Origin of the sequence: Sphingomonas sp. PAMC 26605 (assembly GCF_000241485.1) — a bacterium.
GTDB lineage: Bacteria > Pseudomonadota > Alphaproteobacteria > Sphingomonadales > Sphingomonadaceae > Sphingomonas.
The window spans coordinates 3,298,314-3,321,002 of the sequence record NZ_JH584241.1; the positions used below are offsets into that span (position 1 = coordinate 3,298,314).

Sequence of the window (22,689 nt, forward strand, 5' to 3'; positions counted from 1 at the left end):
GGTTTGCCGATCATCGAAATTTTGTTGAATGATCTCAATAGAGTCGTGGCGGTGCGCCGGCCGCGCCAATATTGATTCTTGCCAACCTAATAAGAAACAAAGATAAATTCGCCGTCCTGTAACAATTGAGTCCCACCCGAACCTCTTCGGGAGCGTCATAACGCGCAGTCGTTGTCGACCGCTCAGCGCAAGGACTGGGACCATGACGAAGACGCGAGCACTGTTGCTTATCTCCACGACGGCGTTCGCGCTGGCACCGCTCGGCGCGAGCGCCCAGGTCGCGGCAGGACCGGCCGACCCGGCGGACAGTGACATCGTCGTCACCGCGACGCGCGCGGCGAAAACCGCGCGCGCCGAGGAGAAGGCGGCGCCCAATCTCATCAACGTTCAGTCCGCCGAGGACATCGTCAAATATCCCGACTTCAACGCCGCCGAGGCGCTCGGTCGCGTTCCCGGCGTCAGCCTGGCGATCGACACCGGCGAAGGGCGCTTCGTCAATATCCGCGGGATCGACGGTAACCTCAACGGCACGACGTTCGGCGGCGTCACCTTGCTCAACACCCAGCCCGGCGGCACCTATTTCGGTGGCGGCGGTCGTGCGGTCGAACTCGATACGGTCCCGATCGGCGCGGTCGATCGCCTCGTCGTCCGCAAGAGCGGGCTACCCGATCAGGAGGCCGAAGGGCTCGGCGGATCGGTCGAACTGACGCCGCGCACCGCGGTCGGCCTGACCAAGCCGTTCTTCGAAGGGACGATCGGCGGCGGCTATCAGAGCGCGCACAACAATGGCGATGTCTTCATCGGCGAGGCGGCGGCGGGAACGGCGTTCGGTCCGGACAAGCAGTTCGCGATCGTGCTGACCGGGTCGTTCCACACCGACCAGCGCGGCTTCGACGACGTCGAGCCGGGTTTGCTCGATGCGGTGCAACCGGGGACGCCGGGCGACAAGGTGCTCGATGCGCTCGACCTGCGGCGCTATTCGTACAACCGCCGCCGCTTCGGTTTCGGGGGCGAGCTCGACTGGAACCCGGATGCGCAGAGCCATTATTATCTGCGCGCCAACAATGCCGGCTACACCGAGTCGGTCCATCGCTCGATCCTGCAATATCGCGGCCTCGGCGACGCGACCACGCAGAGTGGCAACGTCATCACCGCGACCGGCGTCGATGCCCGCGTGACGCTGCGCGACGAACAGGAATCGCACCTCAATTTCATCGCCGCCGCCGGCGGTCGCAACGATTTCGGCAAGGTGATCATCGATTACCAGCTGTCCTATACCGCCTCGACCTATCACCGCGACTATGATCGCAACACGACGTTCTCGCGCGTTGGGCAGCCCGGCTTCACCGTCGCCTATGACAATGCCACGCGACTGTATCCAACGCTGACGCCGACCGGCTTCAATCCAGGCGATCCGACGCAGTTCACGCTGACGGGCGCCAATAACGCCACCGAACGGGCGCACGACCGCGAATATGCCGGCGTGCTCAACATCACCGTACCCACCACACTGCTCGGCGGGGACGGACGGTTCCAGTTCGGCGGCAAACTCCGCTTCCGCGACAAGATCGACCAGCCCAACAACCTGAGCTATGCGGGCGTCCCGACGACATCGCTGGCCGCAGTGCTGGGCGGCGGCCCCTATACGGACTATTACGACGGCGCCTTCAACGTCGGCTATGCGCCGGGGATCGGGGCAGTCCGCGCGGTGCTCGCACCCTTGGCCCAGTTCACCAGCGCGGCGAACGCCGTGCGCAATGCGCAGGCATCGTTCAACGATACCGAGAACGTCTATGCAGGCTATGCGCAATATACCGGCACGTTCGGCAAGCTCGGCGTCCTGGCCGGGGTGCGCGTCGAGAATACCGACGGCACCTATCGCGGGACGAGCGTCACCAACGGCAACCGCTTCACGCCCTCGGCGCGCAAGTCGGCTTACACGAATGTCTTTCCGACGCTTCAGCTGCGCTACGACATCACCCCGAAGTTCGTCGCGCGCGCAACCTACTCGACGGGGATCGGCCGGCCCGGTTTCCTGCAGCTGCTGTCGGGGGCCGTCATCGATACGGGCAACCTCGCGGTATCGGTCGGAAATCCCAATCTCAAGCCCACTACGGTGAACGCATTCGACGCGCAGATCGAATATTATTTGCCCAATTCGGGGATCGTGTCGGTCGGCGGGTTCGACAAGGAATTCACCAATTATATCGTCAACAATCTCCAGCAGAACGTAACCTATGTCGACGGCAGCGGCGCTTCCTTTCCGGGCTATGACGTATCCAGCTACACCAATACCAAGACCTCGCACGCGCGGGGAATTGAGGCGCAGTACAATCAGAAACTGAGTTTCCTGTCGGCCCCGTTCGACGGCTTCGGCGTGCTGGGCAACGTGACCTATGTCTGGTCGAAATTCGCGATCCGGCCCGGCGAAACCAGTCGCCTGCAGGGTACGTCACCGCTGACGTACAACCTTGCGGCCTATTACGAAGCGCACGGGCTTCAGTTGCGGCTTTCGCTCAGTCATGTCGATGCGGCGATCTTCGGTGCCGGCGGGAGTGCCGGGTTCGACACGTTCGAGGACCAGCGGACCCAGCTGGATCTGACCTCGTCCTATCAGGCGACGCGCAACATGGCGGTGTACTTCAATGCGAAGAACCTGAACAATTCGCCGCTGCGATACTATGAAGGATTTGCGAACCGCACGACGCAGCGCGAATTCTACGATCAAAGCTACGAGGCGGGCTTCCGGTTCAAGTTCTGATCGATAGAACGCATCGTACAGCTTTGCCGTGCCGTGATATGGCAGGGAGCAGCGGCAACTTTTCTCGCGTGAGACCAATCTCGGCTAAGTCGCTTCCTTGCAGACCCAGCTGATCTCGAAAGCCCCGCGAATGGCCAGTTTAACTGAAACCTGACGTTCACGGCTGAATCCTCGAACGACGGCTTCGTCCCAAAATCTAGACACCCCGCCCCACCATCAGGCCGTTTCGGCGCAAGCACAGCATCAATCGTGCCGGCCCCGCGCCGCGTCATCCGAGCGGCGCGTCGAGCGACGTCGGCGGCGCGCTGAACCATTTGGGCCCCGCCGCGGTCATGTGGAAGCAATCCTCGATCCGCACGCCGAACTTGCCGGGCAGATACAGCCCCGGCTCGTCCGAGAAGCACATCCCCTCCGCAAGCCGGGTCGTTTCGCCGTGGACGAGGTTGACCGGCTCGTGTCCGTCGAGCCCGATGCCGTGGCCGGTGCGGTGCGACAGGCCGGGGAGCGCGTAGCGCGGGCCATAGCCGAGCGAGGCGTAATAGCCGCGGACCGCGTCGTCGACCGCGCCCGCCGGCGTGCCGAGTTGCGCCGCAGCGAAGGCTTTCGCCTGGCCGGTGCGGACCTGGTCCCACACCGTGCGCTGCTCCTTGCTCGCCGCGCCGTAGACGAAGGTGCGCGAGACGTCGGATTGATAGCCCTGCACGGTGCAGCCGCAATCCATCAGCACGACCTGCCCGTCGGCGACGATCTGCGGATCGCGGCTGCCGTGCGGGAAGGCGGCGGCGGGGCCGATCAGGACGAGCGCGAATTCGGGGTCGCCGCCGAGCTGCACCGTCGCGGCGTTCATCAGCGCGGCGATGTCGGCTGGCTTCATGCCCTTTTCGACGCGCGGCCAGGTCCAGCGATAGGCCGCGATCGTGACGTCGGTGGCGGTCTGCATCAGCGCGATCTCGGCGGCGGTCTTGCGCATCCGCACGCCGCGCACGACGGGGTTGGCGCTCACGATCTTCGCGCCCGGCAGCGCATGCGCGAGCCCGTCGACCGCGAAATAGCGCACCGTCTCCTCGATCGCGATCGGGCGGCCGGCGAGCTTGCGGTCGCGCAGGAAACCGGCGACGAGCGTCGCGGGGTCCTCGTCCTCCTGCCAGACGCGCACCTCGGCCGGGACGCCGAGCGTCTGGCGGACCGAGGGTTCCTCGAAGAACGGCGTGACGATGCAGGGTTCGCCCTCGACCGGCAGGATCGCCGCGGTGAGGCGTTCGCTGCGATGCCAGGTGATTCCGGTGAAATAGACCAGGCTCGACCCCGATTCGATCAGGACGGCGCCGATCCCGTTCGCGCGCATCAGCCCCTGCGCGCGCTCGATCCGGGCGCGGCGTTCGGCCGGTCCGATCGGCGTCGTGCCGACGGTCAGCGGGCGCAGGCCCGCCAGATCCGGCGCGGAGGCGCGGACCACCGCGGACGACAAAGCGGGGATCGCGACCGCTGCGCCGACGAGCGCGCGCCGTGTGATCGCTCCGCGTGGCACCAACGCGGTTCGGTTCTGATCGGCCATGCTCGCACTCTCCCATTCGGGTACCGCTCTGCCAGCCCTGCGCTCGAGCCGCAACGCCCCGACCGGCCCCGACCCGCGGTGTGCGCTTGACCGCGCGGATAATCTCCCCTTGATGACCCGAAAGATGAAAACTGGGGCGACACGTGGCGAAACGGCTGACTAGCTATATTCTGATCGGGCTGGTGCTCGGGTTGATCGTCGGCTGGGCGATCAATTTCCAGATCGCCGACGGCAGCCCGCAAGCGACCGCGCGGCTCAAGGAGATCGGCGCGGGCTTCACGATCGTCACGACGATCTTCCTGCGGCTGATCAAGATGATCATCGCGCCGCTCGTCTTCTCGACGCTCGTCGTCGGGATCGCGCATATGGGCGACATCACCGCGCTCGGCCGCGTCGGGGGGCGTACGATGGCGTGGTTCGTCACCGCATCGCTCGTATCGCTCGCGCTCGGGCTGCTGCTGTTCCACGGGATCGAGGCGGTGATCGACCTGGTCGCGCCGGGCACCGGCTTCGGCTTCAAGCTGCCGCCGCCCGCCGCCTCGGTCGGGCTCGACGAGAAGGCGTTCAACCTCACCAATTTCATCACGCATATCGTGCCCTCCTCGATCGTCGAGGCGATGGCGACCAACGAGATCATCCAGATCGTGTTGTTCTCGGTGTTCGCCGGCGTTGCTCTCACGGCGATCGGCGAGAAGGGCGAACCGATCGTGCGCGGCGCCGAGGCGCTCGCCGCGATGATGCTGCAGATCACCGATTACGTGATGCGCTGCGCGCCGTTGGCGGTGTTCGCGGCGATCACCGCGACCATCACGGTCAACGGGCTCGGCATATTGTGGTCGCTCGGGCTGTTCGTCGGGGGCTTCTATCTGGGGCTCGCGACGCTGTGGCTGCTGCTGTTCGGCGCGGCGTTCGTGTTCGTCGGGCCGCGGGCGTTTGGCCTGGCACGCTATATCCGCGAGCCGATCCTGCTGGCGTTCTCGACCGCGTCGTCCGAGGCGGCGTATCCGCGCACGCTCGAGGCGCTCGACCGGTTCGGCGTGCTGCGGCGGATCTCGAGCTTCGTGCTGCCGCTCGGCTATTCGTTCAACCTCGACGGGTCGATGATGTACATGACCTTCGCGACGCTGTTCATCGCGCGGGTCTACGGGATCGACCTGCCGCTCGGCACGCAGATCGTCATGCTGCTCGTGCTGATGATCACCTCGAAGGGGATCGCCGGCGTGCCGCGCGCCTCGCTCGTCGTGATCGCGGCGGTGATGGGGCAGTTCGGGATCCCCGAGGCGGGGCTGCTGCTGATCCTGCCGGTCGACCAGTTCCTCGACATGGGGCGATCGGCGACCAATGTCGTCGGCAACGCGGTGGCGACCACGGTGGTGGCGAAGTGGGAGGGCGCGCTTGGTGAGCCGGTGGCGGCGGAAGTCGAACCGCCGCACGCGCCGCATCGGGCATAGCGGTCAGCGCGCGATTCCTTCCTACCGTCACCCCGGTCTCGTGCCGGGGTCTACCGGGCCGCGCGTGCTACGACGGCAAGAGCGGGATCACGGTGGAACCCGGGACGGGCCCGGGGTGCCGGAGTGTGTGGCAGGCCTGCTCACGCATAAGCGTAGGGGCCGCCCTTTTCGAGCGCGGCCTGATAGGCCGGGCGGGCGTGGATCTTGTCGAGCCAGGCGATCGTCGCGGGGCGGCTGTCGTCGAGCCCGGCGCGGCTCTTGGCGGCTTCGAGCGGGAAGCTCATCATGATGTCGGCGCCGGTCAGCTCGCTGCCCGCGAACCACGGGCGCTTGGCGAGTTCGGATTCGACATAGTCGAGATGGACGTCGATCATCGGCTGGATGCGCTTCGCAGCGGTTGCGCCGATCACCGGGATGCGGTTGAGCACGAGCAGCAACAGCAGGGGCGGCATCACCGAACCTTCGGCATAATGCAGGAACTGGCGATAGCGCAGCACGTCGTCGCGGTGCGCCGGCGGCCCGAGCTTGCCGTCGGCATATTCGACGAGATAGTCGATGATCGCACCGGTCTCGGCCAGGGTCTGCCCGGCGGCGGTGTCCTCGAGGATCGGTGACTTACCGAGCGGGTGGACGCGCTTCAGTTCGGGCGGGGCGAGCATCGTCTTGGCGTCGCGCTGATAGCGCTTGAGCTCGTACGCCAACCCGAGCTCCTCGAGCATCCACAGGATGCGCTGCGAACGCGAATTGTTGAGGTGGTGGACGATGAGGGTCATGCGCGCGCTCCGATGGGTCGATCGTCTAGATCGTAGCGCGGAACGCGGAAGCTCGCACTAAAGTCGTAATGTAACGGGGTTCGCCTCGTCGCGACGATGCCAGGACCGACCGGCATCGGTGTTCCCCGACTTCGGATGCTGCTCGGGCAGAGGGGTGGACCCCGGCACGAGGCCGGGGTGACGGGGGGCTTTTGGATTGGCGGCCGATCCCGTGATGGGCCTGCCGTGTGGCGACATCGCCACTCACCACGCCGCCACTGAGACGCCCGTCACTGACCCAACCCTTACTGACGCGCCCATTACCGACGCGCCCTCTCTGGAGAGCCCGTCACTGGCGCGCCCGTCACTGGCGAGACCGCCACTGGAGAGCTCGCCACTGGCGAGGCGCTCACTGGCGAGCCCACCATATGAAAGGCCCGCCATTGCTGGCGGGCCTTCCCGGTTTTGCGACGGCGTGGTCATGCCGCCTGTCGTAAGAGCGCGGCCGAGCCCTGCCGTCGCTCCCTGCCCCGGACCGACCGGCCCGGAGCGAACTCACATCTCGGGTTCGTCCCCGTCGTCGGGCTCGCCGCCGACCATCATTTCCTCGGCGACCTTGTCGGTGCGCGCGCGGATCGAGGCTTCGAGCCGGTCGGACATTTCGGGATGCTCCTTGAGGAACGTCTTCGAATTCTCGCGGCCCTGGCCGATGCGGACGCTGTCATACGAGAACCACGCGCCCGACTTCTCGACCAGCCCGGCCTTGACGCCGAGATCGAGGATCTCACCGATCTTCGACACGCCCTGCCCGTACATGATGTCGAACTCGACCTGCTTGAACGGCGGAGCGACCTTGTTCTTGACGACCTTGACGCGCGTCGTGTTGCCGATGATCTCATCGCGATCCTTGATCTGCCCGGTGCGGCGGATGTCGAGCCGGACCGAGGCGTAGAATTTCAGCGCATTGCCGCCGGTCGTCGTCTCGGGATTGCCGTACATCACGCCGATCTTCATGCGCAGCTGGTTGATGAAGATCACCATGCAGCGCGAACGGCTGATCGAGCCGGTGAGCTTGCGCAGCGACTGCGACATCAGACGCGCCTGCAGGCCGACATGGCTGTCGCCCATCTCGCCTTCGATTTCGGCGCGCGGCACGAGCGCCGCGACCGAATCGACCACCAGCACGTCGATCGCGTTCGAGCGCACCAGCGTGTCGACGATCTCGAGCGCCTGCTCGCCGGTGTCGGGCTGCGAGACGATCAGCTCGTCGATGTTGACGCCGAGCTTCTTGGCATAGACCGGATCGAGCGCGTGCTCGGCATCGACGAACGCCGCGGTGCCGCCGGTCTTCTGCGCCTCGGCGATCACGTGGAGCGCGAGCGTCGTCTTGCCCGATGATTCGGGACCGTAGATCTCGATCACGCGGCCGCGCGGCAGACCGCCGACCCCGAGCGCGATGTCGAGGCCGAGCGAGCCGGTCGAGATCACCTCGACCTGCATCGTCTGCTTCGAACCCAGCTTCATCGCCGAGCCCTTGCCGAACGCGCGATCGATCTGCGCGAGTGCGGCTTCGAGCGCCTTCGCGCGCTCGTCCTTGGCCTTTTCGGCGGCCTTGTCCGTGGATGCTGCCATTTTGCTGTCGATGACCTTCAAAGATACCGCCATTGGTAGCTCCCGTCGCTAGACCGAACGCCCGTCGCGTTCAATGCGTGACGACGATGTATCGCATTTGTTCTGCGAGAACAAGTGCGGAACGACGGGCGTTTTGCGAAGGTCACAGCACAGGTTACAGCGGCAGGTTAGGGAAGCCCGCCGCCGCCCATCGCGCCATAGACCTGACCGGTGGTGAAGCTCGCATCGTTCTCGGCGAGCGCGACATAGATGTTGGCGAGTTCGCCCGGCTGGCCGGGGCGGCCGAGCGGAGTCTGGCTGCCGAACTGTTCGAGCTTCTCCATCGTCGCGCCGCCCGAGACCTGCAGCGGCGTCCACACCGGCCCCGGCGCGACGCCGTTGACGCGGATGCCCTTCTCGGCGAGCTGCGCCGCGAGGCTGCGCACATAGCTCGTCGTCGCGGCCTTGGTCATCGCATAGTCGTACAAATCCTTCGACGGCATCGTCGCCTGTTCCGAGGTCGTGCCGATGATCGACGCGCCGGGCTGGAGATGCGGCAGCGCCGCCTTGATGATCCAGAACGGCGCGTAGATGTTGGTCTTGATCGTCGCGTCGAAATCCTCGCTGGTGAGGTCGAGGATCGAGGCGCGCGTCTGCTGGCGCGCCGCGTTGCTGACGAGGATGTCGAGCCCGCCCAGCTGTTCGACCGCGGTCGCGACGAGCGTCTCGCAGAACGCCTCGTCGCGCAGATCGCCCGGGATCGCGACGCCCTTGCGCCCGGCCTGCTCGATCAGCGCGATCACCTCGCGCGCATCCGCTTCTTCATCGGGGAGATAGTTGATCGCGACGTCGGCGCCTTCGCGCGCATAGGCGATCGCCGCCGCGCGGCCCATGCCGGAATCGCCGCCGGTGATGAGCGCCTTGCGCCCTTCGAGCCGGCCCGAGCCGCGATAGCTGTCCTCGCCGTGATCGGGCTTCGGGTTCATGTCGCGCGCGAGCCCCGGCCAGGGCTGCGTCTGCTTTTCGAACGGCGGCTTGGGCCCCTGCCGCGGATCCTTGAGAATGGCCATGTCATGTTCCCGTCGTCTTGAGGTTCGACGGGGAAACCCGTCAGCCCATCACGGGTTCATTGAAAATCGACAGGCCGCGCCGTGTGTCAGCCGAGCGCGTCGAGCGCCTTCGCCACACCGTCCATCGTGAACGGCTTCGGCAATGTCGGCCGGTCGCGATATTCCTCGGCGACCGTGTCATGCGATCCGCCGGTCGCGAAGACGAACGGAATGCCCTTCTGCGCCAACACGTCGGCGATCGGGAAGCTCTTCTCGCCGCCGCGCAGGTTGACGTCGAGGATCGCAGCCTCCACCCCGCCACCAGCGATCACCGCGAGCGCCGCCTCGACCGTATCGGCCGTGCCAGCGACCGCTTTGCCGAGCACGTCGAGGAAATCCTCGATCATCATCGCGATGAGGGGTTCGTCCTCGACGATCAAAATGCTGTGCACGCTCATTCGGCGGCCTTAGCGCCACCCGGCGCCATCCGCCAAGTCATTTCGCGCGCAGCGCCTCGCGCGTCGCCTCCGCAAGCTGCTGGACGGTAAAGGGTTTGGCGAGAAAGGCGACATTGTCGAGATCGATCGACTTGCGCAGCGTTTCCTCGGCATAGCCCGACATGAACAGGATCGGCAGATCGGGATAGCGCGTGCGCACCTGGCGGACCATCGTCGGCCCGTCCATCAGCGGCATCATCACGTCGGAGATGAGCAGATCGGGCTTGTCGCACGATACGAGCAGTTCGAGCGCCGCCTCGCCATTCTCGGCGGTCAGCACGGTATAGCCCTGCCGCGTCAGCGCGCGCTCGGCGACCGCGCGGACCATGTCCTCATCTTCGACGAGCAGGATCGTCCCCGTTCCCCACAGATCGGCGGGCTTCCCGCGCGGCGCGGCCTTTGCCGGCGCTGCATCGACCAGCGCCCCCGCCGTGTGGACGGGAAGGTAGATCGTGAAAACCGCCCCGGCCGGGCCCTGGGGGCCGGCCTTGACGCTGTCGGCGAAGATCCAGCCGCCCGATTGCTTGACGATGCCGTAGACGGTCGAGAGGCCGAGCCCGGTGCCCTTCCCCACTTCCTTGGTGGTGAAGAAGGGTTCGAAGATCTTGGGCAGGATCTCGGGCGGAATGCCGCCGCCGGTATCGGAGACTTCGAGCACGACATAGTCGGCCGGGGGCAGGATGTCCGAGCCGAGCTTGCGGACCTGCGCCGCGGTGACGGCATAGGTCTGAATCGTCAGCGTGCCGACGCCGCGCGGATCCTTCGCGATCATCGCGTCGCGCGCGTTGACCGCGAGGTTGACGACGACCTGTTCGAGCTGCCCCGGATCGGCGCGCACGGGGGAAAGGTTGCGGCCGTGCTTGACGGTCAGCGTTACCGTCTCGCCGAGCAGGCGCTTCAACAGGTTCGAGACTTCGGAAATGATGTCGGGCAGTTGCAGCACCTGCGGGCGCAGCGTCTGCTGGCGCGAGAAAGCGAGCAATTGCCGCGTCAGACTCGCCGCGCGGTTCGAATTGGCGCGGATCTGCTGGATGTCGTCATAGTCGCTGTCGCCGGGCGAATGACGCATCAGCATCAGGTCGCAATGCCCGATGATCGCGGTCAGGATATTGTTGAAATCGTGCGCGACACCGCCGGCGAGCTGCCCCACCGCCTGCATCTTGGTCGCCTGTGCGACTTCGCGCTTGAGCCGCGTCTCCTCGCTATTGTCCTTGAGGCTGAGCAGCACCGCCGAATCGCCCAGCCCCCGCGCGCCCGCGATCGACAGCGCGACGGGCTCGTCGGGATGATCCTTCAAGCGCACCGCGAGATCGGTCGAATGCGTCGCCCCCCCGGCGAAGCGCCGGATCGCGTCGGCGACGACGCCCTTGTCCTCGCGCACCAGCAGGTCGCCCGGATAGATTGGCGGGCTCGCCGGATCGACCGCCGCGGCGCGCGCGAAGGCGTCGTTCATCTGCAGGAAGCGGCCGTCGCCACCGATCAGCGCGACGCCGAACGGCATCAGCGCGACGAGACTCTTGATATGCGCGCTCGCGCTCTCGCCGATCGCGGCGTGGCCCTCCTCCTCGTCGATCAGCGCGACGAGCATCGGTGCGTCGTCGCCGTCGAGGAACGGGATCTGGAGCACGCGCAAGGGGTTGCGCGTCAGCCCCTCGCGCTCGAAGCGCGCCATGCCCTGGGCATCGGTGATCAGGAAGCGAGCAAAGTCGCGTCCGACGATCGCGCCTTCGTCCTGCCCCATCGCGCGTGCGCGCAGCACACGATTGGCAGCGCGGATCCGGCCGTCGGGATTGATCAGCGCCGCCATGATTCCGGCGCCGCCGAGCCGATCGCCGGTCGCGCCGGCGATCAGGTTTTCCATCGTCTGTGCAAGGTCGAGCCCCTGCGGGGCGAAGAACCGCCAGACGAGCAGATTCTCCTCCTCGCCCGCGCGCGTGACTTCGGCGGCGAGCTTGGCACCCTTGAGCGCGAGCCGGTCGAGCGTCGCCCGCCCGTCCCGCCACGCAGCCCGACCGACGCTACCGAGCCGATCGATCTCGCCCGGCTCGAGCGGCAGGCCGGGGGGCGTCGGGAAGCCGCCGAACACCGTCTCGTAGCGATCGTTGGCGCAGACCAGCCGGCCGGCGCGGTCGGTTACCGCGATCGCATCGGGGCTGCTCGCGGCGAGCGCACGCGCGACGCTCCAATCGGGTTCGGGCGCGGTCCCGCCACTCGGCGGGAAGAAACGCCGCGCGGCGATCAGACCGCCGGTGAGCACGAGCGATCCGGCAAGAAACGCCGCCGCCAGCGCCACGCTGTGGACGAGCAGCAGGATCACCGCCGCCGCCGCAACGCCGCAGCCGAGCGCGATCAGGGCGGGGTTGCGCGGCGCGGGAGCGGAAGGGGGCGCGGGGAACGTGGCCATTGCCGCATGCTGTGAGCGCTGCGCCGCGCGCGTCAAGGCTTAAGCGGCGGGGTGCCGCGGCGAGCGAGCGGTTTCGCGACGAAGCCCAGCCGCGAAGCGATCGGGCCCCCGCGGCGGACGCGGGGACCCGAGCATCTTACCAGACCTTCACGCGCTCGGCGGGCGCGAGGTACATCTTGTCGCCCGGCTTGACGCCGAACGCCGCGTACCAGGCGTCGACGTTGCGGACTTCCGCGGTGCGGAACGGACCCGGCGAATGCGGGTCGCTCAGCAGCTGCGAGCGCAAAGCGGGCTCGCGGAACTTGATCCGCCAGACCTGCGCATAACCGAGATAGAAACGCTGATCGCCGGTCAGACCGTCGATCACCGGCGCAGGCTTGCCGCCGAGCGAGCGATGATAGGCGTCGTACGCGAGCGCGAGGCCGGCGAGATCGGCCATGTTCTCGCCGAGCGTGAGGCCGCCCTTGATGTGCTGACCCGGGAGCGGCTCGTACGCGTCGTACTGCTTGACCAGCTGATCGGTCATCGCGGTGAAGCGCGCGACGTCCTGCGGCGTCCACCATTCCTTCAATGCACCGGTCGGATCGAACTTGCGGCCCTGATCGTCGAAGTGATGGCTGAGCTCATGGCCGATGACCACACCGATGCCGCCGTAATTGACCGCGGGATCGGCCTTCGCGTCGAAGAACGGCGGCTGGAGGATCGCCGCCGGGAAGACGATCTCGTTCATCGGCGGGTTGGCATAGGCGTTTACCGTCATCGGGGTCATGCCCCATTCGGTGCGGTCGATCGGCTGGCCGAGTTTTTTCAGATCGCGCTGATACTCGAACTGGTTGCCCGCCGCGACGTTGCCGACGAGATCGTCGCGCTTGACCTGCAGCGCGCTATAGTCGCGCCACTTGGTCGGATAGCCGATCTTGGGGGTGAAGGCGGCGAGCTTGGCGTGTGCCTTGACCTTGGTCTCGGGCGCCATCCAGGTCAGCTTGTCGAGCCGGTTGCCCATCGCCGCGATGATGTTCTTGACGAGCTGATCGGCCGAAGCCTTCGACGCGGGCGGGAAATAGGCGGCGACATATTGCTGGCCGACATCCTCGCCGAGCGCACCCGACACCGTCGCGACGCCGCGCTTCCAGCGCACCGGCTGCTGCGGCGCGCCGCTCAGCACGGTGCCGTAGAAGGCGAAATTGGCGTCGTTGATCGGCTTCGACAGATAGCCGGCATAGGAGCGCAGCGTGCGCAGGATCATGTAATCCTGCAGCACCTGCATCGGCGCATCGGCGAACGCCTTGGCTTCGCCCGCGATCGCGCTCGGCATGCCGACGATATAGGCCGGCTGACCCGCCGTACCGGTCGCCTGGAGATAGGCCGCCCAGGGGAAGCCCGCTGCCTTGCCGTCGAAATCGGCGGCAAGATACTTGTTGTAGGTCAGGTCGGCGTTGCGCGACTTGACGCGGTCCCAATGCGCCTCGGCGAGCGTCTTTTCGAACGCGAACACCGCGGCTGCGCGCTGCGCGGCATTGTCCTGCCCGGCAAGGCCGAGCATCGTCGCCTGATACGCCTGGTACTTGGTGCGCGTGTCGGCGAGCTTGGGGTCGTCCTTCAGGTAGTAATCGCGATCGGGGAGGCCGAGGCCGCCCTGATAGACGTGGACGATGTAATTCTCGGGCGCCTTGTCGTCCTGGCCGACGCCGACGCCGAACAGGCCGCCGACGCCGCGCTGCTGGAGCTTGGCCATTTCGCTGGCGAGCGCGGCCTTGTCCTTGGCGGCCTTGATCTCCGAGATCCATGGCTGGATCGGGGCGATGCCCTTCGCGTTGACCGCGGCTTCATCCATGAAGCTCGCGTAGAAGTCGCCGATCTTGTTGCCCGGCGCCTGCGTCGCCTTGTCGAGGATGATCCGCGTCCGCTCGAGCGAGCGGTCGGCGAGGACGTTGAACATCCCGTAGGTCGCCTTGTCGTCGGGGATCTGCGTCTTGGCTTCCCATGCGCCGCCGGCATATTTGCCGAAATCGTCGCCCGGCTTGACCGCGCTGTCCATGCCGGAAAGGTCGAGCCCGAAGCTGCCGATCTCGGCGCCGGTCGCGGCACTCGGCGCAGCGGCGGCGGGCTTGGGCTTGCCGGCCTGGGCATAGGTCACGCCGCCGACTGCGGCCGATGCCAATAGCGAGAGCGTTAGGAGCGACAGCCGCATAGAATGTATCCTTCCTGAACAATATTGCTGCGTGTTGTACCGCTATGACACAAGCAGTCAAATCGTTCTTGTCGCTCCGTGGCGATGCGCGCGTGCGCGCCATTTACGCGCGATCCGCAGGCGCCAGACGAAGCTCGTCGCGACATAGCCGAGGATCGCGAGAGCGATCGCGAGGATCACCAGCCCGACGATCGTCGCCGGGCCACCGTGCGACACCAGCCAGTGCAGCCAGCTCGCATTCGCCTGGACGTTGCGCGCGATCGGCGCGCCGGGAACGTCGCGGTCGAGCCGCAGCACCCAGTGGCCGATCTCGTACGCGCCCCAGAACAGCGGCACGGTGGTGATCGGATTGTGCAGCAGCGTCGTGCCGACCGCGACCGGCACGTTGGCGCGCACCGGCAGCGCGGTCACCGCGGCGAGCGGCATGTGCGCGAAGGGAAACAGGATCCCGGTAAACAGCCCGAGCGCGACGCCGCGTGGCACGGAGCGGCGGGTGAAGCGCCACAACGACGGCGCGAGGATGCGGTGTGCGACGGGGCGCAGGAAGCGATTCGCCTCGATGCTCTCGCGCGTCGGCACATGCCCGCGCACCCAGCCCGCCGCACGGGCAACGGGACCGGGCCGCGCCACATGCTCAGCCACGGTCGCGCATGATCCGGCCCTGTTCGCGCTTCCAGTCGCGCTCCTTGATCGAGTCGCGCTTGTCGTGATCCTTCTTGCCCTTGGCGAGCGCGAGCTCGATCTTGGCGCGGCCCTTCGAATTGAAATAGACCATCAGCGGCACGAGCGTCATGCCCTCGCGATTGACCGCGCCGTGCATCTTGTTGATCTCGCGCTCCTTCAGGAGCAGTTTGCGCACGCGCTTGGGCTCGTGATTGTAGCGGTTGCCGTGGCTGAATTCGGGCACGTTCGAATTGATCAGCCAGACCTCGCCATCCTTGACCTCGGCATAGCTCTCGGCGATCGAGCCGGTGCCCGAGCGCAGCGATTTCACCTCGGTGCCCGTCAGCGCGATCCCGGCCTCATAGACCGTCTCGATATAATAATCGTACCGTGCGCGCCGGTTCTCGGCGACGATCTTGGTCTTTTCGAACAGGGGAGGTTTGGGACGCGCCATGGGAGGCGCGATGTAGGCGTTGCCGCGCGGAAACAAAAGCCACGCTTCGCATTTAACCAAGCGAATCGGGTAAAACACGCGCTAACCTCCTATCTAGGGTTAGGGTGTAATGTCCGCTCGCGCCGCTGCCCGTTTCATTGTAGGCTTTTCTCATGTCCGATCTCGCCGCTCCCAAATTCGCGACCCACAGTTTCGCAATCGCCATCGAGGCGGCCGACATCGACTTCATGGGGCATGTCAACAATGCCTCCTATCTGAAGTGGGTGCAGGACGCGGTGGTCAGCCACTGGCAGCGCTTCGCGCCGAGCGAGGCGCTCGCGACGCACGCCTGGGTCGCGCTCAAGCACGAGATCACCTATCGCAAGCCGACCTTCCTCGACGACGAGGTGATCGCGACCGTGCTGCTCGAAAAGGTGCAGGGCGCGCGGGCGTTCTACGAGACGGTGATCAAGCGCGGCGAGGAGGTGCTCGCCGAGGTCAAGTCGAGCTGGTGCTGCCTCAACGTCGAGACGATGCGGCCAGCACGGCTAGCGCAGGGCGTGATCGACCGGTTCTTCGCCAAGGATTGAGGGCGTCTCTAGCCCCTCCCCTTCAGGGGAGGGGTTGGGGTGGGGACGTGTCCGGATTGCGCTGGTCTCTGCGAGGCTTCCTTCCCCCACCCCCTACCCCTCCCCTGAAGGTGAGGGGCAAGAAGTGAGTCAGACCAGCCCCGCAGCCGCCAGCCCGGCATCGACCGCACGCTGGCTCGCTTCGCTCGGCCAGGTCATCGGCAGCCGCAGCGCCTTGGGGAAGTCCGGGCGGAGCTTGTTGACGGCATACTTCACCGGCCCCGGCGAGGCATCGGTAAACAACGACACGTGCAGCGCGAACAGCCGATCGTGCAGCGCCAGGGCCTCGACATAATCCCCTGCCCCGCACGCCGCCTGGAACTCGGCGCACAACTTCGGCGCGACGTTCGCGGTCACCGAAATGCACCCGATCCCGCCGGTCGCGTTGAACGCGAGCGCCATGTCGTCATTGCCCGACAATTGCTCGAACCCCGCGGGACACGCCGCACGCTGCGCCGAGACGCGCTGGATCACGCCGGTCGCATCCTTGATGCCGATCACGCTCGGGAAAGCATGCGCGATCCGCGCCACGGTCTCGACCGCGATATCGGTCACGGTGCGGCCGGGCACGTTGTAAAGCACGATCGGCAGGTCGCACGATCCCGCCACGGCCTCGAAATGGCGGGAGATGCCTTCTTGGTTGGGCCGGTTGTAATAGGGCGGCACCATCAACGCGGCGTCGGCCCCCGCCGCCTTGGCCGCCTTGATATTGTGGATCGCGACGCGCGTGTCGTTCGACCCCGCGCCAGCCAGCACCGGCACGCGTCCGCGCGCCTGATCGACGCACACCGCGACGATCGCGAAATGCTCCTCGGCCGACAGCGTCGCCGCCTCGCCCGTCGTTCCGCACGGCACGAGCCCGGCCGAACCTTCGGCGATCTGCCACTCGACGAAATCGCGATAGGCGCGCTCGTCGAAGCTGCCGTCAGCGGCGAACGGCGTGACCAACGCCGGGATCGATCCCGAAAACATACGAATTGCTCCTGCGGACGGAATTCCGTCGCATTTCTGGTTTATTGATCGGGACAAATACGGACCGGAGGCATAGTCTGTCCACATGATTGCATGGCTCATCAAATCCGGCGTTTTCCTCGCGGGCGTTTCCACGCTCGCCGTCACTTCGGGCGATGCGCAGGACCAGCTCGGCTGGGGCCGCGCGACGCAAGTGCTGACCGGCACCACCGCCGCCAACACCGCGCTCGCCTCGTCGATCGCCGAATGGAAATCGCTCCAGCAATCGTCGAGCTACAGCTTCGACAGCTATGCCCGCTTCCTGCTCGCGCACCCCGGCTGGCCCGCCGAGACCGCGATGCGGCGGATGGCGGAAAAGTCGCTCGACAGCGGCGGCTGGTCGCCTTCGACCGTCGTCGCCTTCTTCCGCCGCTTCCCGGCACTGACCGGCGCGGGCAAGACGCGCTTCGCCGAGGCGCTCGCCGCGACCGGGCAGCAGGGCGAAGCCGCCAGCGCGGCGCGCACCGCCTGGATCTCGGGAACGCTGTCGAGCGTCGACGAGAGCAAGATCCTCACCAACTTCTCGAGCGCGCTGTCGCCGGCCGATCATGACACTCGGATGGACATGCTGCTGTGGCAGGGCGCGACCGCCTCGGCGCAGCGCCAACTGATGCTGACCAGTCCGGCGCGCCAGAGCGTGTTTGCCGCGCGGCTCGCCTTCCGCACCGGCGCGCCCGACGCCGGCGACCGCATGATCGCGACGCAGGCGTACGGTGCGAGCGATCCCGGCTGGATCGCCGACCGCGCGACCTGGTATCGCAACACCGGCGCATCGTTCAGCGCGCGCAACACGCTCGCACAGCGGCCTGCGCTCGCGGTCGTGCCGGGAAGCGCCGAGCAGTGGTTCGAGGTCTTGCTGACCAACGCGCGTGCGGCGGCGAACGACGGGCAGAACTCGGTCGCCTATGATATCGCGCGCCAGCTCGGTGACGCCTACCCGGCGGGTACGGACGTCAGCACGCGGCCCTATGGCGAACGCGACGATTATACCAGCCTCGCCTGGCTCGCGGGCCGCACCGCGCTGAAGCAGCTCGGGCGGCCCGGCGATGCAGTGCCGCTGTTTCTCAACTACGCCGCCGCCTCGAAGACCCCGACGACGCAATCGAAGGGCTATTACTGGGCCGGTCGCGCGGCCGAAAGCGCCGGCCGTCGCGCGGAGGCCAACGGCTATTACGCGCGCGCCGCGGCGTTTCACGATCTGTTCTACGGCCAGCTTGCCGCCGAGCGGATCGGCCAGCCGCTGGTCGCGCCCGGCGATCCGATCCTGCGCCCGGTCGATCCTTCGACGCGCGCGGCCTTTTACGGCCGCGAGACGGTGCGTGCGGCGCAATATCTCGGCACGGTCGGCAATTGGGAGGACCAGACCGCGTTCGTCCGCCAGATCGCGCTCGACGCCAAGACCGACAGCGATCATGTCCTCGCGACCGAGCTCTCGCGCACGCTCGGCCGGCCCGACCTCGGCGTGATGGTCGGGCGCAGCGCGCTGCAGAACGGCCTCAGCGAATATTCGACGGTCGGCTTCCCCAACGTCCGTGTGCCGGTGGGGAGCCAGGACGACTGGACGATGATCCACGCGATCGCGCGCCAGGAAAGCCAGTTCGACCGCGCCGCGATCAGCCATGCCGGCGCGCGCGGGCTGATGCAGCTGATGCCCGGCACCGCGCGCGACCAGTCGACCAAGCTCGGCCTCGCCTACAATGCCGCGGCGCTGACCACCGACACCGATTACAACATCATGGTCGGCTCGACCTATTTCCGGCATATCTACGAGCTCTACGGCAGCTATCCGCTCGCGGTGGCGGCGTACAATGCCGGCCCGGGCAATGTGAACAAATGGCTCCGCGCGAATGGCGATCCGCGCTCGGGCGGCGTCGACATGCTCGACTGGATCGAGGCGATCCCGATCTACGAGACGCGCAACTACGTCCAGCGCGTGCTCGAGAATGCGGTGGTGTACGATCTGATGAACCCGGCGCGCTCGCGCTCGTCGGGAAATAATCGGATCAGCTGGTATCTTGGCAAGAGCACGCCCGGCTGAGGCATAGCCACGAAGCGGTCCCAGCGGCTCCCTCCCTCCCTGAAAGAGCGTCGGGTGAACAGCGCCCCGCGCTGTTCAGGTCATGCCGGGGGCACGACCGACCCGACGCTGGGTTGGGGGTGGGTCGCTCTCCGGATCGCGCGCCCTCACCCAACGGGCCGACCCACCCCTACCCCTCCCTCCCAGGGAGGGGAGGCGCGCGTGGCAGGACCGCTTGCGTTCGGCCTGCGTGGGGATGACATCGGGCGCCGCACATCGGTAGATAGCGCGATGACCGACCGACCCAATTACATCACCCCCGCGGGCTATGCCGTGCTCAGTGCCGAATATCGCCAGCTCCTCGGCGAGGAGCGGCCCAAGCTCGTCGACGTCATCTCCTGGGCGGCGGGCAATGGCGACCGCTCGGAGAATGGCGATTACATTTATGGCCGCAAGCGGTTGCGCGAGATCGACCGGCGGCTGGGATTTCTCGCGCGGCGGATGAAGGCCGCCAAGGTGATCGATCCGGCCGCGCAACCCGATCGCGCCCGCGTGTGGTTCGGCGCGACGGTGACGATCGCCGACGCCAATGACCTTGGGGACGATGCCGAGCGCGTGCTCACGCTGGTCGGCGACGACGAGACCGACGCCGCGGCGGGCAAGATCGGCTGGCATGCGCCGATCGCGCGCGCCTTGCGCGGCGCCGCGGTTGGCGACCTCAGACGCGTGCTCCTCCCGGCGGGCGAACGCGACTATGAAGTGATCGCGATCACCTATCCGACGCCCGAGGCGCGCGCGAAGTCATGACCGTCATCGTGCTTGTACGGATGCGACGAAACTGGCGCGACGTGCGATCGAAGGCCGTGCCTTGGCCGATAGAGATGGCTATAGCGCGCGCTCGTCGCGCCGCCTGAGCGCGCCGTGTTCGGGAGCAGTGCAATACGATGACGATGCAGCGTGTGTTTGTGAGTGGGAAGGTGCAGCGGACCGGATATCGCGACTGGGCGGTGCGCCGCGCGCAGGAACTGGGGATCACCGGCTGGGTACGGAACCTGAGCGATGGCCGGGTCGAGCTGCTGCTCGTTGGCGAGGACGACGCGATCGTGGCGATGACCGATGCGTGCCGCGAGGGATCCGAACATTCGCGGGTCGAGCATGTCGAGGCGCATGCCGCCACCGAGCGCGCGCCAAAGGGCTTCACCAAACGCTTCACGGCCTGAGCGACCGCGCCGGAACGGCGCCAATTTCGCACCTGCACTTAACCTGCAGCAGTGTTATTCTGACCGCATGACGGATGGGCCGCCTCTCAATACCGCACCGCTGCCCGTCCGGCTGCGGATCGAGGATTATCTGCTGCTTCAGGAATCAGGAGCTTTCGCCCCCTACACTCGCACCGAGTTGATCGACGGGGGGGTCTATTTCGTGAACGCTCAGCATCGACCGCATGCGCTCGCCAAGATCGAGCTGTACGACGCGATCCGCGCCGCGCTGTGCGCGATCGACTCGCCGCTGCGGCCACTGGTCGAGGCGAGCATCGCGCTGTCGGGCCATGACGTCCCCGAACCCGATATCGTGCTGACGAGCGAGCCGCGCGGCGAAGGGTTCGTGCCGCTGCATTCGGTGCGTCTCGTCATCGAAGTGTCCGACACGACGATGCGCAGCGACATCCGCCGCAAGGTGGCGAGCTATGCCCGCGCCGCGATGCCCGAATATTGGGTGGTCGATATCAAGGCGCGGACGATCCACCAGATGTGGTCGCCCGCGGGCGGTCTCTACGCGGACCGCTGCGCGATCGCGTTCGGCGACATCATCGCCGCGGCGACGATCGCCGGGCTGAACGTCGATACGGCGAGCCTGTAGCGCCCGCCGTATCGACCGCGCCGATCAGCGCGTCAGTTTCTTGTAGGCGAGACGCGTCGGACGGTCGGCCGCATCGCCGAGGCGACGGCGCTTGTCTTCCTCATACGATTCGAAATTGCCCTCGAACCATTCGACATGGCTGTCGCCCTCGAACGCGAGGATGTGCGTCGCGAGGCGATCGAGGAAGAAGCGGTCGTGGCTGATCACCACCGCGCAGCCCGCGAAGCTCTCGAGCGCTTCCTCGAGCGCGCGCAGCGTCTCGACGTCGAGATCGTTGGTCGGCTCGTCGAGCAGGAGGACGTTGCCACCCTCCTTGAGCATCTTCGCGAGGTGGACGCGGTTGCGCTCGCCGCCCGACAACTGACCGACCTTCTTCTGCTGGTCCTGGCCCTTGAAGTTGAACGCGCCGACATAGGCACGCGTGCCGAGCTCCTGCTTGCCGAAGCGGAACACTTCGAGCTTGTCGGACACTTCCTCCCACACGGTGTTCGAGGGCGTCAGGTCGTCGCGCGACTGGTCGACATAGCCGAGCTTGACGGTCTGGCCGACCTCGATCGAGCCGCCATCGGGCTGTTCCTGGCCGGTGATCAGCTTGAACAGCGTCGACTTGCCCGCGCCGTTCGGCCCGATCACGCCGACGATCCCGCCCGGCGGGAGCACGAAGTCGAGATTGTCGAACAGCAGCTTGTCGCCATACGCCTTGGTCAGGCCCTTGGCCTCGATCACCTTGCCGCCAAGACGTTCGGGCAGCTGGATCAGGATCTGCGCCTTGCCGACGCTGCGGTTCTCCTGCTTCTCCATAAGCTCGTCGAATGCGCGGATACGCGCCTTGGACTTGGTCTGGCGCGCCTTCGGAGTCTGGCGCATCCAGGCGAGCTCGTCGGAGATCGCCTTGGCCTTGCCCTGCTCTTCGCGATCCTCCTGCTCGAGCCGCTTGACCTTCTTTTCGAGGTAACCGGAGTAGTTGGACTCATAGGTGTAGTAGCGCCCGCGATCGAGCTCGAGCACCCAGTTCACCACGTTGTCGAGGAAGTAGCGATCGTGGGTGACGAGGATGACGTTGCCGACATAGTCGCGCAGGTAGTTTTCGAGCCAGGCGACGCTCTCGGCATCGAGATGGTTGGTCGGCTCGTCGAGCAGCAGGATGTTGGGCTTTTCGAGCAACAGCTTGCACAAAGCGACGCGACGCTTCTCACCGCCAGAGAGGTTGGTGACGGGGCTGTCGCCCGGCGGGCAACGCAGCGCTTCCATTGCGATCTCGAGCTGGTTGTCGAGGCTCCAGCCGTCGACCGCGTCGATCTTCTCCTGCAGATCGCCCATCTCGGCGAGCAGGCCGTCGAAATCGCAATCCTCGGGCGGATCGCCCATGATCGCGACGATCTCGTTATAGCGATCGACCATCCCGCCGATCGGGCCCGCGCCCGCGCGGACGTTGCCGATCACGTCCTTGGTCTCGTCGAGCTTGGGCTCCTGCGGCAGATAGCCGACCTTGATGCCCTCGGCGGCCCACGCCTCGCCGGTGAATTCGGGGTCGATCCCGCCCATGATCTTCATCAGCGTCGACTTGCCCGAGCCGTTCGGCCCGATGATCGCGATCTTGGCGTCGGGGAGGAACTGGAGCGAGATGTTGTTGAGCACCGGCTTGGGGGCGCCGGGGAAGGTCTTGGTCAGGCCCTTCATCACATAGCTGTACTGCACGGCCATCGGCTGCGGACTCCGGGGGTAAAGATGGTGGATTGTTGGCGTGGCAGATAGCGATGCGCGGGGGCGTTGGCAACGTGGGCGGTCTGCGGTAGCTTCTTGGA

At 66.4% G+C, this 22,689-nt stretch carries 18 protein-coding genes; 7 read left to right on the forward strand and 11 right to left on the reverse strand.

Annotated features, from left to right (window positions below):
- The first annotated feature begins 202 nt into the window (after positions 1 to 202).
- Positions 203 to 2,761, forward strand: coding sequence for a TonB-dependent receptor (locus RH90_RS15270; RefSeq protein WP_010186763.1), 2,559 nt, complete (start codon positions 203 to 205; stop codon positions 2,759 to 2,761).
- Between the two features lie 268 nt (positions 2,762 to 3,029).
- Here RH90_RS15270 and RH90_RS15275 read toward each other — a convergent pair whose 3' ends face one another.
- On the reverse strand, positions 3,030 to 4,316 hold the full coding sequence (locus tag RH90_RS15275; protein ID WP_010186764.1) for a M24 family metallopeptidase: 1,287 nt from the start codon (positions 4,314 to 4,316) through the stop codon (positions 3,030 to 3,032).
- Between the two features lie 143 nt (positions 4,317 to 4,459).
- Between RH90_RS15275 and RH90_RS15280 the strand changes: the two genes are divergently transcribed.
- On the forward strand, positions 4,460 to 5,767 hold the full coding sequence (locus RH90_RS15280) for a dicarboxylate/amino acid:cation symporter (RefSeq protein ID WP_010186766.1): 1,308 nt from the start codon (positions 4,460 to 4,462) through the stop codon (positions 5,765 to 5,767).
- A gap of 140 nt (positions 5,768 to 5,907) precedes the next feature.
- On the opposite strand, the gene RH90_RS15285 is transcribed toward RH90_RS15280, so the two are convergent.
- From RH90_RS15285 to smpB, 8 genes are all read right to left on the reverse strand, one after another.
- Positions 5,908 to 6,540, reverse strand: coding sequence for a glutathione S-transferase family protein (locus tag RH90_RS15285; protein WP_010186768.1), 633 nt, complete (start codon positions 6,538 to 6,540; stop codon positions 5,908 to 5,910).
- 534 nt (positions 6,541 to 7,074) lie between these two features.
- Positions 7,075 to 8,184, reverse strand: coding sequence for a recombinase RecA (gene recA / locus RH90_RS15290; RefSeq protein ID WP_029625358.1), 1,110 nt, complete (start codon positions 8,182 to 8,184; stop codon positions 7,075 to 7,077).
- A gap of 134 nt (positions 8,185 to 8,318) precedes the next feature.
- Entirely contained in the window at positions 8,319 to 9,200 is an 882-nt protein-coding gene (locus RH90_RS15295; protein WP_010186774.1) for an SDR family oxidoreductase, read from the reverse strand.
- 86 nt (positions 9,201 to 9,286) lie between these two features.
- Positions 9,287 to 9,637 (reverse strand): response regulator, encoded by a 351-nt coding sequence (locus RH90_RS15300; RefSeq protein WP_010186776.1) that lies wholly within the window; start codon positions 9,635 to 9,637, stop codon positions 9,287 to 9,289.
- A 37-nt stretch (positions 9,638 to 9,674) separates the two neighbouring features.
- Positions 9,675 to 12,080, reverse strand: coding sequence for a response regulator (locus RH90_RS15305; RefSeq protein ID WP_010186778.1), 2,406 nt, complete (start codon positions 12,078 to 12,080; stop codon positions 9,675 to 9,677).
- Positions 12,081 to 12,216: 136 nt separating this feature from the next.
- Positions 12,217 to 14,271, reverse strand: coding sequence for a M13 family metallopeptidase (locus RH90_RS15310; protein ID WP_010186779.1), 2,055 nt, complete (start codon positions 14,269 to 14,271; stop codon positions 12,217 to 12,219).
- 57 nt (positions 14,272 to 14,328) lie between these two features.
- A complete protein-coding gene (locus RH90_RS15315) occupies positions 14,329 to 14,901 on the reverse strand; it encodes a DUF2062 domain-containing protein (RefSeq protein WP_157134605.1) in 573 nt (190 codons plus the stop codon).
- Between the two features lie 4 nt (positions 14,902 to 14,905).
- Positions 14,906 to 15,388, reverse strand: coding sequence for an SsrA-binding protein SmpB (gene smpB, locus RH90_RS15320; RefSeq protein WP_010186783.1), 483 nt, complete (start codon positions 15,386 to 15,388; stop codon positions 14,906 to 14,908).
- 152 nt (positions 15,389 to 15,540) lie between these two features.
- Here smpB and RH90_RS15325 point away from each other — a divergent pair, with 152 nt between their 5' ends.
- Complete coding sequence (locus RH90_RS15325; protein WP_010186785.1) at positions 15,541 to 15,957, forward strand: acyl-CoA thioesterase; 417 nt, start codon at positions 15,541 to 15,543, stop codon at positions 15,955 to 15,957.
- Between the two features lie 129 nt (positions 15,958 to 16,086).
- Here RH90_RS15325 and dapA read toward each other — a convergent pair whose 3' ends face one another.
- The gene (gene dapA, locus RH90_RS15330; RefSeq protein WP_010186787.1) at positions 16,087 to 16,968 is read right to left on the reverse strand and encodes a 4-hydroxy-tetrahydrodipicolinate synthase; all 882 of its coding nucleotides are present in this window, start codon (positions 16,966 to 16,968) and stop codon (positions 16,087 to 16,089) included.
- An 85-nt stretch (positions 16,969 to 17,053) separates the two neighbouring features.
- On the opposite strand from dapA, the gene RH90_RS15335 reads away from it, so the two are divergent.
- The 4 genes from RH90_RS15335 to RH90_RS15350 all read left to right on the forward strand — a co-directional run bounded on the left by RH90_RS15335 (position 17,054) and on the right by RH90_RS15350 (position 20,884).
- Positions 17,054 to 19,045: a lytic transglycosylase domain-containing protein gene (locus RH90_RS15335; protein ID WP_010186789.1), complete on the forward strand. Its 1,992-nt coding sequence runs from the start codon at positions 17,054 to 17,056 to the stop codon at positions 19,043 to 19,045.
- A 270-nt stretch (positions 19,046 to 19,315) separates the two neighbouring features.
- Entirely contained in the window at positions 19,316 to 19,831 is a 516-nt protein-coding gene (locus RH90_RS15340; RefSeq protein ID WP_010186790.1) for a GreA/GreB family elongation factor, read from the forward strand.
- Positions 19,832 to 19,968: 137 nt separating this feature from the next.
- Positions 19,969 to 20,244, forward strand: a complete 276-nt coding sequence (locus tag RH90_RS15345) for an acylphosphatase (protein ID WP_010186791.1) — start codon at positions 19,969 to 19,971, stop codon at positions 20,242 to 20,244.
- A 67-nt stretch (positions 20,245 to 20,311) separates the two neighbouring features.
- Positions 20,312 to 20,884, forward strand: a complete 573-nt coding sequence (locus tag RH90_RS15350; RefSeq protein WP_010186793.1) for a Uma2 family endonuclease — start codon at positions 20,312 to 20,314, stop codon at positions 20,882 to 20,884.
- A 24-nt stretch (positions 20,885 to 20,908) separates the two neighbouring features.
- Here RH90_RS15350 and ettA read toward each other — a convergent pair whose 3' ends face one another.
- Positions 20,909 to 22,588 (reverse strand): energy-dependent translational throttle protein EttA, encoded by a 1,680-nt coding sequence (ettA, locus tag RH90_RS15355; protein WP_010186795.1) that lies wholly within the window; start codon positions 22,586 to 22,588, stop codon positions 20,909 to 20,911.
- Between the last annotated feature and the right edge of the window lie 101 nt (positions 22,589 to 22,689).